8 protein-coding genes are annotated in these 12,058 nt (G+C 61.0%); 2 read left to right on the top strand and 6 right to left on the bottom strand.

Annotated features, from left to right (window positions below):
* Positions 1-11: 11 nt before the first annotated feature.
* The gene (locus tag EAH74_RS20060) at positions 12-266 is read right to left on the bottom strand and encodes a lipoprotein (RefSeq protein WP_033055306.1); all 255 of its coding nucleotides are present in this window, start codon (positions 264-266) and stop codon (positions 12-14) included.
* Positions 267-296: 30 nt separating this feature from the next.
* Here EAH74_RS20060 and EAH74_RS33005 point away from each other — a divergent pair, with 30 nt between their 5' ends.
* Positions 297-473: a hypothetical protein gene (locus EAH74_RS33005; protein ID WP_161600337.1), complete on the top strand. Its 177-nt coding sequence runs from the start codon at positions 297-299 to the stop codon at positions 471-473.
* A 75-nt stretch (positions 474-548) separates the two neighbouring features.
* Positions 549-2,441 carry a methyl-accepting chemotaxis protein gene (locus tag EAH74_RS20055; protein ID WP_153269340.1) on the top strand — a complete coding sequence of 631 codons (1,893 nt, stop codon included), beginning with the start codon at positions 549-551 and terminating at the stop codon, positions 2,439-2,441.
* A gap of 131 nt (positions 2,442-2,572) precedes the next feature.
* Here EAH74_RS20055 and EAH74_RS20050 read toward each other — a convergent pair whose 3' ends face one another.
* The 5 genes from EAH74_RS20050 to EAH74_RS20030 all read right to left on the bottom strand — a co-directional run bounded on the left by EAH74_RS20050 (position 2,573) and on the right by EAH74_RS20030 (position 12,021).
* Complete coding sequence (locus tag EAH74_RS20050; protein WP_140680589.1) at positions 2,573-3,175, bottom strand: DUF924 family protein; 603 nt, start codon at positions 3,173-3,175, stop codon at positions 2,573-2,575.
* A 3-nt stretch (positions 3,176-3,178) separates the two neighbouring features.
* Positions 3,179-4,189: a class 1 fructose-bisphosphatase gene (locus tag EAH74_RS20045; protein ID WP_140680587.1), complete on the bottom strand. Its 1,011-nt coding sequence runs from the start codon at positions 4,187-4,189 to the stop codon at positions 3,179-3,181.
* Between the two features lie 238 nt (positions 4,190-4,427).
* Positions 4,428-5,801 (bottom strand): DUF3999 domain-containing protein, encoded by a 1,374-nt coding sequence (locus EAH74_RS20040; protein WP_140680585.1) that lies wholly within the window; start codon positions 5,799-5,801, stop codon positions 4,428-4,430.
* Entirely contained in the window at positions 5,798-9,385 is a 3,588-nt protein-coding gene (locus EAH74_RS20035) for a DUF2339 domain-containing protein (protein WP_140680584.1), read from the bottom strand. The genes EAH74_RS20040 and EAH74_RS20035 overlap by 4 nt, the downstream gene beginning before the upstream one ends.
* A gap of 185 nt (positions 9,386-9,570) precedes the next feature.
* Positions 9,571-12,021 (bottom strand): glycogen/starch/alpha-glucan phosphorylase, encoded by a 2,451-nt coding sequence (locus EAH74_RS20030; RefSeq protein WP_140680582.1) that lies wholly within the window; start codon positions 12,019-12,021, stop codon positions 9,571-9,573.
* Between the last annotated feature and the right edge of the window lie 37 nt (positions 12,022-12,058).

Raw genomic sequence — 12,058 nt, 5'->3', positions numbered from 1 at the left:
ATAGCCCCGGATTACTTCAGGCCTTGGCCGGAAAACATCAGCACTTTGTCACCGGCGTACTGCACGCTGATAAAGCTGTTCTTGTCGCCCCAGGTACAGCTGGACATGCCGAGCGCGCCCGAGCAATCGGCGGGTTTGCCCAGCAAGGTTTCTACCTCGGCCTTGGGCATGCCAGACGACAGCTTCGAGTAGTTTTCCTGATTGATCTTGCTGCAAGCGGCCAACAACACGCAGAACGAAAGCAGGGCGATAGAACGCAGCGACATGGTGTAGCTCCTGGGGCGAAGGGGAATGGCATGGCTGCCAAGCAGAAGCTTAGAAGAGAAAACCCCTATCTGGTTCCGTGGCCGGCCGGCTATTTTTGGGCCGGTCGTCCACCTTTCGTGAAATATAAGGAACTTTTGTTTGCTGTTGACCATTTCGTCGGTATTCGCAAAAGCCGCCTAATCTTTGGCGCCGCTCAGTCGACATAAAACCAGCGCAAAGCCCACGACTGTGGCAAATTGACGCCCCCCTTGTTGACCAGCCTCTCCGCGGTAGCTCATTTAATGACCAGAAACATGAAGTTCAGCCACAAGATCTTGTTGGCTGCCGCCCTTGTGGTGGCCGTTGCATTCGCTTGTTTCATCCTCTTCAACGACTACCGCCAGCGGCAAACCCTGCGCAGCAGTACCGAATCCTCGATGCAGGAACTCGGCAGCCTGACCACCAGCAACATCCAGACCTGGCTGGAAAGCCGCATTCAGTTGCTGCAATCGCTGTCCCAGCAGATCGCGGTGGACGGCAGCGCCCAGGCCAACCTCAAGCGCGCCATCGACCTGCCGGCCTACACCAGTAATTTTCAGCTGAGCTACTTCGGTGGCACCGACGGCGTGATGTTCTCGGTCCCGGCCGGCAATCGTGCCGCGGATTACGACCCCCGTGCCCGTGGCTGGTACAAGGCGGCCAACGGTGCGCAACAGACCATCGTCACCGAACCTTATATCGCCGCGTCGTCGGGCAAACTGGTGATCACCGTTGCCACCCCGGTGAAACATCAGAATCAAATGATCGGCATCGCCGGCGCAGACATCGACCTGTCCAGCGTCAGCGCGATCATCAACTCGCTGAACTTCGGCGGCCACGGCCATGCGTTTATCGTCAGCGCCGACGGCAAGATCCTGATTCACCCGGACAGCAAACTGGTGCTCAAGAGCCTGACCGACGCCTACCCGAATGGCGCGCCGAAAGTCAGCCCGGGCATGAAAGAAGTCGAGATCGACGGCAAGACTCAATTCATCTCCTTTACCCACGTCAATGGTGTGCCTTCGGCAGACTGGTACGTGGCGCTCGTGCTGGATCAGGACACCGCGTTCTCGATGCTCAGCGAATTCCGCACCTCGGCGATCATCGCCATGGTCATTGCCGTGGTGATCATCATCGCGTTGCTGGGCATGCTGATCAGCTTCCTGATGCAGCCGCTGCTGACCATGGGCCGCGCCATGCATGACATCGCCGAAGGCGAAGGTGACCTGACCAAACGCCTGACCATTCACGGCCAGGACGAATTCGGTGCACTGGGCACCTCGTTCAACCGTTTTGTAGAGCGTATTCATACGTCGATTCGCGAAGTGTCCTCGGCCACCGGCCAGGTCAACGAAGTCGCGCTGCGTGTGGTTGCCGCGTCGAACTCATCGATGTTCAACTCCGACCAGCAAGCCTCGCGCACCAGCAGCGTGGCAGCAGCGATCAACGAACTGGGTGCCGCTGCACAGGAAATCGCCCAGAACGCCGCCCTCGCCTCTCAGCATTCGAGCGATGCTCGCGCATTGGCCGAGGACGGCCAGCAAGTCGTGGATAAAACCATCGCGGCGATGCAGCAGCTCTCGGCGAAGATCAGCGATTCGTGCGGCAACATCGAAACGCTCAACAGCAACACGGTCAACATCGGGCAGATTCTGGAAGTGATCACCAGCATCTCCCAGCAGACCAACCTGCTGGCACTCAACGCCGCCATCGAAGCGGCCCGTGCCGGTGAAGCCGGTCGCGGTTTTGCCGTGGTAGCGGACGAGGTGCGCAACCTCGCGCACCGTACTCAGGATTCGGCGCAGCAAGTGCAGAAGATGATCGAGGAGCTGCAAGTCGGCGCCCGGGAAGCCGTGATCACCATGACCGACAGCCAGCGCCAAAGCGAAAGCAGCGTCGGCATCGCCAACCAGGCGGGCGAACGTCTGGGCAGCGTGACTCAGCGTATCGGTGAGATCGACGGGATGAATCAGTCGGTGGCCACTGCGACAGAAGAGCAAACGGCGGTGGTGGAGTCGATCAACGTCGACATTTCCGAGATCAACACGCTGAACCAGGAAGGCGTGGAGAATTTGCAGTCGACCTTGCGCGCGTGTGCGGATCTTGAGCAGCAGGCGGCGCGGTTGAAGCAGTTGGTCGGCAGCTTCAGAATCTAAGTCATTCTTGCGGGCCCCTTCGCGAGCAGGCTCGCTCCCACAGGGGATTTGTGAACGACACAGATCAAATGTGGGAGCGAGCCGGCTCCGGGCGGCGTTCCGACGAAGGCGGCATCAGCAACAACAAAGAATCAGAACCGTGACCCAGGTCCCGAAAGAAACGCCAACTCCTCAGCTGTAGACGCCCGCCCCAACACCGCATTGCGATGCGGAAACCGCCCAAACCTGGCAATCACCTGCTGATGCTTCTCGGCGTAGTTCAGATAATCGGAAAACAGTGCTCGATCGCCCCCCGGCTGCTGCGCAACCAGATCGATGTACCTTGAAACCGCCTCGTTCTGCACCATCAGATTCTCGCAATGCTCAAACACCAGATAGATGAATACCCGCTGTATGGGCCGCAACTGCCGATCGAAATCCGCAGCAATGCCTTGCGCCACCATTGCCTGAGCCCTGAGATCGCCGGAAAAGGATTTGGGAGTGTCGCGATAGATCATTCGTGGCAGTTGATCGAGCAGCAGCACCAGGGCCAGCCAACCTTCGGGACGTTGCGCCCACTCGGTCAATCCGCCGGCCAGTGCCTGCTCGACGCAGTCCCCGAAACGCGTGCGCGCTTCGAGGTCCTGGCTGTCACGCTTGCCGAACCATAACTTGCCCTTGTCAGCCGCTATTTCGCTGGAGGATTCGAGGGTTCCGAACCACCATTCGAGCAACGGCTGCCAGGGCGCGGTCATGGTTTATTCCTTGTGGTAAGCCGTAACGCGTTCGACTTCTTCTTTCGAACCGAGGAACACGGCGACACGCTGGTGCAGGCCGTCAGGCTTGATGTCGAGGATGCGCTGATGGCCATCGGTGGAAGCGCCGCCAGCCTGTTCAACCAGGAACGACATCGGGTTGGCTTCGTACATCAGACGCAGCTTGCCCGGCTTGGACGGCTCGCGGCTGTCGCGTGGGTACATGAACAGACCGCCACGGGTCAGGATGCGGTGCACGTCCGCGACCATCGCGGCGACCCAGCGCATGTTGTAGTTCTTTTTCAGCGGGCCTTCTTCGCCAGCCAGCAATTCGCCGACGTAGCGTTGTACCGGCGCTTCCCAGTGACGCTGGTTGGACGAGTTGATCGCGAACTCCTGAGTGGAGGTCGGGATCTTGATGTCTTCATGGGTCAGGACGAAGCTGCCCATTTCGCGGTCCAGGGTGAAGCCTTTTACGCCGTCGCCCAGGGTCAGGATCAACATGGTCTGTGGACCGTAGATCGCGTAACCGGCAGCCACCTGCTCGGTGCCTGGCTGCAGGAAAGCCTTTTCGTTCAAGGGCTCGTTTTGGCTCAGGTATTCGTTCGGGCAACGCAGCACCGAGAAGATCGTACCGACCGGCGCATTGATATCGATGTTCGACGAGCCGTCCAGTGGGTCGAAAACCAGCAGGTACGCGCCTTTCGGGTATTTGCCCGGGATCTGGTAGGCGTTGTCCATTTCTTCGGACGCCATGCCGGCCAGGTGACCGCCCCATTCGTTGGCTTCGAGCAGGATCTCGTTGGAGATCACGTCGAGTTTCTTCTGCACTTCACCTTGGACGTTTTCAGTGCCCATGCTGCCCAGAACACCACCGAGGGCGCCTTTGGACACGGCGTGGTTGATCTCTTTGCAAGCACGCGCCACCACTTCGATCAGGAAACGCAGATCGGCAGGGGTGTTATTGCTACGGGTCTGCTCAATCAAATAGCGACTCAGGGTAACGCGGGACATGGAAGGCTCCGGTGGAATGGGGGGCTAAAAACCCGCGCAGTTTAACGCGAGTCGGGGCGCATTTCCTCCTATCAGACGTGTTACACCCAATAGAGTTCATGCGCCCGGTTGAGCGTAGTTCGAAACCGGCATTTTTACCGACCTAGAAACCGCCATCGCGAGCAAGCTCGCTCCCACAGAGGAATGCGGCCCCTGTGGGAGCGAGCTTGCTCGCGATTGGGGTGCGCAGCACCCGCCTTCAGGGTTTGACTGGTGGCTTGCGCAACAGACTGAACGCCATCGCGCCCAGGAACAAAACGCTCAGCAGCAACACCGCCCACAGCCCAATTTTCTTCCAGTTTGTGTCGATCGTCGCCGCCGTGGTCACGGTCGACGCTGGTGTGGCCACCGCCCCGCCGTCCACCGCAGCCTTGCCCAATGTCGCCAACTTTGCAGCGCTGTAATCCGGAATCAGCGTCGACAGCGGCAGGCTCGCCGCCTTCACCGTGGCACTTCCCAGCGCGAGCGTATAAGGCCCCGCCCCGCGCGCCAGGAACACCAACTGAATGGAGCGCACGGCGAATCGCACAGTCGGTGCCTCGGCACCCAGACCGCCGCCGCGCTCGTCCACCGTCAGCTTCAACTGCTGAACGGTTTGCCCCGACAGCTGCAATTCGTTCTGCACCACGTCCTGGCCACTCTGGGTCAGGCGATAGAGCAAACCGCTGCTCATCGGCTGCCACGGCAGGCTGCTTTCCCGACGACCGGACAAGGTCACGGGCGCCAAACTGTTGGGCTGACTCAACTCGACCTGCAAGCGCTCGACATTCAGCCCCATGGGTAATTGCCAGGTGTATTCACCGGCCTTTACGCTGCTGCCGGCCAGCGGTTGCGACCAGACAAGCGGTAGCGGCAGGCTGCGGGTCTTGGCGCTTTGCAGTTGAGCCGAGGTCAACGTCGGTGCCGATTGCGGCGTGTTCCATAGCAAGCGCAGATAACGGGCCGACTGACCCGGCAGGGTGACTTCATGTTGCTCGACCTGCTCGTCGGCAAACGTCAGGCGGGCCACCTGCCCTTCGCCCCATGCCTGCCAATGCTGCAGGTCGTCGCTGGCTTCGATGGTGAAACGCTGAAAGCCATCGCGTTCGCTGGTCCAGTCGAGAATCAACTGCTGCAACGGTGCCTTGATGCTGCTGGCGTCGAGCAACCAGCCGCGCAGCATTTCTTCCCCCGCCTCCAGCTGACTGGACGGCTGCACTTCGACCAGCGTGCCATTGGCGCTCGATTGCACCCGCACGCTCGGCGCGTGCTCGGTGGAATCCGCCGAGTTGTACAGCGGGAACCACTTCACGTCAGTCAGGGTGCGGTTTTCGCTGGTCTGCGACGGCGCGCGCGCCAAGGAATACGCCTGAGCCTCACCGGCGGCATTGAACACACGCACATCGCTGAGATCGGTTTGCCGCGCATTCAATTGCACGTTCAACGGCATTTCGAGGCGATACCACGGCCCTTCGCCGCTGACCGACAACGGCACCTGCGTGGCGAAGTCCGCCGGTTTTTCCTGAGCGCTGGCCGACAGCGCCACACCCAGCGCAACGGCGCCCAACCAGACAAGGTTCAGCTTCTGACTCAAGACGACACTCCTTCGGTTTGCGGGGCCGGTTTTTCAGCCTCCGGCTCAGCATCAGCGCGCTTGGGCGGCAATGGGGCGAAATAGCCCACCACCAACAGCAACACGCCAACGCCGATAAACGAGACGATCCGGGCGAGTCCGCCGCGGTTACTCAACTCAACAAAGAACAGTTTGGCCACCACTACACCGATCAGCGCCGCACCGATCAGCCAGACTTCGCGGCGATGACGCAAATGGCCGCCGATCATCAGACTCAGGGCCATCAAGGTCCAGACTATGGACAGACCGGCCTGCACCAGCATGGATTCGAGCAACGCATCCAGCTCGTACGGCACGCCGCCCCAATGAAGGGCCGTGCGCATCACCAGCGCCGTGAAGAACACAAACAGCGAGGCGCCAGCGATCAGTTGCGTGGCGTGTTCGGCATAGTCTTTGCGAATCGCCAGTTGCGCCACGGCGCTGCGAGACCAGACATAAACCCCGAACAGCGCAAACAGCAGGCCCAACTCCAGCGGGTTGATCAGCGGCACGTAAGGCAATGGCTCGGCGGTGCCATCGCTGACGACGTTGGCCAACCAGAACCAACCGAGCATCAGCAACGCCAGCGGTGCCGCCGCGTACACACGGTATTCGCGCGAATAAGCCGACACCGGCCATGGCCAGGCACGGGGTGCCGCCATCAGCACCAGATACAGGCTCGGCAGAATTGCCCAACCCAACCAGCGCCACGCGTTGTACTGCTCAGACAACAGCAGCAGGCCGTAACGCAGCTCCAGGGCCAACACACCGATCAACAGCCAGCAGCCGAGCACATGGGCAGTACTGAGGGCACGCGCCGGCAACATCGGTGCCAAACGCCGCACAGAGATGAAGTGCACAACGAACACGCCCGCCCATGCCAGCCAACCTATGTTGGCCGCCGGGTGATAACGCGAGTGCCAGGCTGCCAGCAACACCAAACCGGCCGCAGGTATCAGCAAGGTGCAGAGCAAGCCCAGCGACGACCAATTCAAACGCAACGCCAACCCCGCCCACAGCGCAACGCTCAGCGCCGCGACCGCCAGCAATAACGTCGCTTGCAGATTCAACGGTGCGAAGCGCAGCACTTCACTGACCCACGCCAGCGCGCACCAACCCGCGCCCCACACCAGCAATACTTCGGACAAACGTTGCAAGCTCAGCACATCGAAGGCCGAGGCATGGTTGCCGAGCTGCAAGCGCCAAGCGCCAACCATCGCGGCCAGGCCCAACACCAGCGGCGTCCAGAAACCGCTATGAGCCAACGGGCGCAAACCTTCGCTGCCCAGCGGTCCGAGCAAATCAGGCCCGGCCATCAGGAACGCCGCGCCGCCGATGACCTGCAACAACAAACCGAAGACAAAACTCACGCGCTGCTTGAGGTACAGACTCAGCCAGATAATGAACAGACCGCTGGCCGCCCATACCGCACTCGCCGTTTGCCACGGCAGGACGAACAGCACCGCCAGATTGATCAACACCAGACCGGCGAGCAACACCACCGACAAGCCGCGAAGCAATCGCACGTCGCTTCGGACCATCTCATCGCGCGCCGCCAGCAACATGCCAGCGATCAGCGCCAGGCCGATCAACGACGCGCTCAGCAGACCGCTCCAACCTGCACTGAACACGGCGCCGGACTCACCGTTCGAACCCTGCAGGTGCAGCAGGAACAACGCACCGCCAAGCAATTGCACGGCGAACGCGGTGAACAGGAAGGTGCGCGATTGCAGACGCAAGCCAACAAACAACGTCGCCAACCCCGCCAGCGCCCAACTGATCGCCGTGCCGTGAGTGAAGAAGAACAACGGCGCCAGCAGATAGAGGAAGGTCAGACCGAGGCAGGCCAATATCGGCAACCCTTTGCGCTCCCATTCCGACGTCTGCTCGGGCACGGCTTTGCGCAACTGGTAGAAGCTGAACAACAACGCCACGCCAAGCATCAACGCACCGAGCGGCGCACCGTCGAGCAGGCTGCTTTCACCGATCCGCAGCTCGCTGATAAACGCCAGCGCCGAGCCCAATTGCAGCAGCAAGGCAAAGGCTCGGGCCAGCGGTCGTTGCTGACGCAGGCCCAGCCAGAAGATGCCGGCGCCTTCGACGGCCCAGGCAGCAGCGGTCCAGCGGGCATCGAGCCCTAACGGAATCGCCAGGCTGGCGAAGATCACCCCCAACGCCAGACAGGTTTCCGCCAGCAACAACGCTCGTCCGCCCATCAGCAGCCGCGCCAGGCCCATGTAAATCATGCCCAACGCCAACGCGCTGAAGGCTGCGGCGAATTCAAAGTGCTGGACCAATGCGAACTGCAAACCGAAGCCCACCAACGGAGGACCGAACAGCATTGTGCCGTCGACGTAATCGCCCTTGCGCGCCGACCAGTGCAGAAGCGCTTCACGACTGTCGTCCTCGGGGGCGTCGCTCATTTCCAGCAACTTGCGCCGGGCGAACAGCAGACCAATGGCCAGGTACATCAGGAAAAACACAATCAGGAACGGCTCAGTACTCCATAACAATTCCGGGGTATAGGAGCGCAGGCCCCAGGCGAAACCGATGCCGAAGGTGCCGACGAAGCCGATCAGGTTGAGCAGCCGCCAGGCCTTGAACCAGGCGATGGCGAGGATGCCGGCGTTGAGCAGGGCGAAGTAGCTGAACAGCGCGACATGGTTGCCGGCACCGGTGGAAGTCAGGATCGGCGCGGCAAAACCGCCCAACGCTGCAGCGGCAGCCAGGCCCAAGGCATCCTGGGTGATGGCAAGAATCGCCGAGAACACCGTCACCGCGACCAGCAGGCCTAACGCCGCCGTAGGATCGAGCAGCGGATGCAGGCGCATTGCAGCAAACACGGTCAGGTACAACACCGCGATCCCGGTGCCTTGCAACATCAACGCGTAATGGCTGTTGCGTGTCCTGAGCCACCAACCCAGCCCCAGAAGACCCAATGCCGCCGCCGCAACACCGGCGTAACGCAACTCGATCGGCACCACCATGCCTTCGGTGGCGTAACGCAGCAGGAAGGCCAAGCCGAGAAACAACAGCACCACACCGACCCGCAGCACAGTGTTGCCGCCGAACAGCCAGTTGCGGGCGCCACTGATGGCGCGGTCGATGAAATTCGGTCCACGCGGGATAGCGGGTTGTTGCGGCTCGCGGGCGACCGGTTCGGGTCTCCAGGCATCGACGGGCACTGGACGGCTGGTTTCAGCGGCGGCCGCGGTGATCGGTTCGAGTTCGGGAGGGAGTTCCCAGATCAACTCCGGGGCTTCGACAGGGATTTCGTCGAGCGTGAATTCAGGAGGTGCAGCGGCTTCACTGGCAACTGGCTCACTGGTTTGTGGCGCCCTGACGCCTGATACCTCCAGCAATGCCAGACGTTGCTCGACCGCATTCAGCGCCACCTGCGCCTGTTCAAGCAGCCGGCGCTGCTGGCCAGCTTGTGAACCCAAGCTGCCAATGCGAATGGCCTGGCCAATACCCAACCCGAGCAGCCCGCCCAGCAGCGCATCGCTGAACGACTCGTCGAGTACCCAGCCCAGCACCAGCCCAATCAGCATGAACATCCATTGCATGGTCGATATCCCTAAGCGCAGTGGCCAATCCAAGAAGATTAGCGCAGCCCGTACAGCAAAGATCGCAGCCTTCGGCAGCTCCTACACCGACCGCGGTTACCCAATGTTAGGTGAACGCTGACTGTAGGAGCTGCCGAAGGCTGCGATCTTTTCCGGGGCGCCAGTATATCGACCCGAACGAAGGCTTACTCCAGCGCTTTCCAAATATCCGTGGCGTACTCGCGAATGGTCCGGTCGGAGGAGAACCAGCCCATCCGGGAGGTGCTCAACACTGCCGAACGCCACCATTCCTTCGAATCGTGCCAATGGGCTTCTACCCGCATCTGCGCCTCCCAGTAAGAGTCGAAATCGGCGCAGACCAGGAAGCGATCGTAGTCGATCAGCGAATCGATCAATCCTGTGTAACGGGAAGGATCATCCGGCGAGAACACCCCGCCGCGTATCGCTTGAAGCACGTCATTAAGCCGATGGGATGCCGCAATATCCGGCGTCGCGTTGAACTCATGGTTCTGCTTGCGCGCTTCAACCTGCTGAGCGGTGAGGCCGAAGATGAACATGTGTTCGGCGCCGATGAACTCGCACATTTCCACGTTGGCCCCGTCCAGGGTGCCTATGGTCAGCGCGCCGTTCAGGCCGAACTTCATGTTGCTGGTGCCCGAGGCTTCGAAACCTGCGGTGGAAATCTGCTCCGACAAATCCGCTGCCGGGATGATGCTTTCCGCCAGGCTGACGTTGTAGTTGGGCAAGAACACCACTTTCAGCAAACCGCGCACGGTCGGGTCGTTGTTCACCACCCGGGCGATGTCGTTGGTCAGCTTGATGATCAGCTTGGCCTGGTGATAACTGGCCGCCGCCTTGCCGGCGAAGATCTTCACTCGCGGCACCCAATCGATTTCCGGTTCGGCGCGAATGGCCTGATACAGCGCAACGGTGTGCAACAGGTTAAGCAACTGACGTTTGTATTCGTGGATCCGCTTGACCTGTACGTCGAACATCGCCGCCGGGTTGACCGCAACGCCCAGTCGTTCGTGAATGATGTACGCCAGGGCTTTTTTGCTGTGCAGGCGCTGCTCGGCGAAAGCTTTGCGGAACGCGGCTTTCTCGGCAAACGGTTCCAGGTCGCGCAAACGTGCTTCGGCGTTGTCCAGCAGATCCGGGCCGAGGGCGTCGACCATCATCGAGGTCAACTCCGGGTTGGCCTGGTAGAGCCAGCGGCGGAAGGTGATGCCGTTGGTCTTGTTGTTGATCCGGTCCGGGTAGATTTTGTGCAGTTCGGAGAACACGGTTTTGCGCATCAGTTGCGTGTGCAACGCGGACACACCGTTGACACTGTGGGAGCCAAGGAACGCGAGGTTGCCCATGCGCACGCGGCGGCCGTTGTCTTCCTCGATCAGCGACACCGCACGCAGGACCTCGAAGTCATGGATACCCTTGGCCCGCAACGAATCGATGTGCTGGGCGTTGATCAGGTAAATGATCTGCATGTGCCGCGGCAGCATCCGCTCCATCAAACCGACGGGCCAGGTTTCCAGCGCTTCCGGCAGCAGCGTGTGGTTGGTGTAGGACAGCGTGTCGACGGTGACCTGCCACGCCGCATCCCACGCGACGTCATAGACATCGACCAGTTGCCGCATCAGTTCGGCCACGGCAATCGAGGGGTGGGTGTCGTTGAGCTGGATCGCGGCATGATCGCCCAGGGTCAGGACCGAGGTGTGCATGTTGCGATGGCGGCGCAGCAAGTCCTGCAAGGACGCGGCGACGAAGAAATACTCCTGACGCAGGCGTAGCTCCTGGCCCGCTTCAGTGCTGTCCGCCGGGTAGAGCACCCGGGAAATACTTTCGGCCCGGGCGACTTCTGCCACGGCGCCCAAGTGGTCGCCGGCGTTGAAGCGTTCCAGGTGCAAATCTTCCATGGCCCGGGCGCGCCACAGCCGCAGCGTGTTGACGCTCGCTCCGCGCCAGCCGACGACCGGCGTGTCGTAAGCAATGGCGCGAACGGTTTCCGCTGGCGTCCAGACTTGCTTGGACTTGCCTGCTTCGTCGGTGACGGTTTCGACACTGCCGCCGAAACCGATCGGGTAAACGACCTCTGGCCGTTCAAACTCCCAAGGGTTACCGAAATCCAGCCAGTGTTCGGTCTGTTCCTGTTGCCAGCCGTCGACGATGGCCTGGCGGAACAAGCCGTGTTCGTAACGAATGCCGTAACCGTGGCCGGCAATGCCGAGGGTCGACATGCTTTCCATGAAGCACGCGGCCAGACGACCGAGGCCGCCGTTGCCCAGCGCTGCGTCGGGCTCCAGCAGGCGGATGCGCTCAAGGTCGACGCCGAGCTCAGTCAGGGCCTCGCGGGCGACGTCCAGCAGGCCAAGGTTGCTCAGGCTGTCGTAGAGCAGACGGCCGATCAGAAATTCGAGGGAGAGGTAATAAACCCGCTTTTGACCTTTGCGGTAAATCTGCCGGGTGTGATCCATCCAGTGCTCGACCATGTGATCGCGCGCCGCCAGGGCAATGGCTTCGAACCAGTCGTGGTCGAAGGCGTGATCCGGGTCTTTGCCCACCGCGTAGGTGAGTTTGGTCAAGACGGCGTCGCGGAATGCGGCCACCTCTGCTTCGCGAACAAGTGGTTCTTGAGTCATTGATAGGACCTCGAGCGAGCGTGGAGTTGTTGAGCCT

Source organism: Pseudomonas mandelii (assembly GCF_006438925.1).
Lineage (GTDB): Bacteria > Pseudomonadota > Gammaproteobacteria > Pseudomonadales > Pseudomonadaceae > Aquipseudomonas > Aquipseudomonas mandelii_C.
The sequence above is the reverse complement of the archived record's forward strand: the minus strand, read 5'-3'. Positions and strand labels throughout refer to the sequence as shown.

Coding starts and splice junctions, on each gene's coding strand:
- EAH74_RS20030 (WP_140680582.1), bottom strand. CDS start 12,021: ATGACTCAAGAACCACTTGTTCGCGAAGCAGAGGTGGCCGCATTCCGC.
- EAH74_RS20060 (WP_033055306.1), bottom strand. CDS start 266: ATGTCGCTGCGTTCTATCGCCCTGCTTTCGTTCTGCGTGTTGTTGGCC.
- EAH74_RS20035 (WP_140680584.1), bottom strand. CDS start 9,385: ATGCAATGGATGTTCATGCTGATTGGGCTGGTGCTGGGCTGGGTACTC.
- EAH74_RS20055 (WP_153269340.1), top strand. CDS start 549: ATGACCAGAAACATGAAGTTCAGCCACAAGATCTTGTTGGCTGCCGCC.
- EAH74_RS20045 (WP_140680587.1), bottom strand. CDS start 4,189: ATGTCCCGCGTTACCCTGAGTCGCTATTTGATTGAGCAGACCCGTAGC.
- EAH74_RS33005 (WP_161600337.1), top strand. CDS start 297: ATGGCTGCCAAGCAGAAGCTTAGAAGAGAAAACCCCTATCTGGTTCCG.
- EAH74_RS20050 (WP_140680589.1), bottom strand. CDS start 3,175: ATGACCGCGCCCTGGCAGCCGTTGCTCGAATGGTGGTTCGGAACCCTC.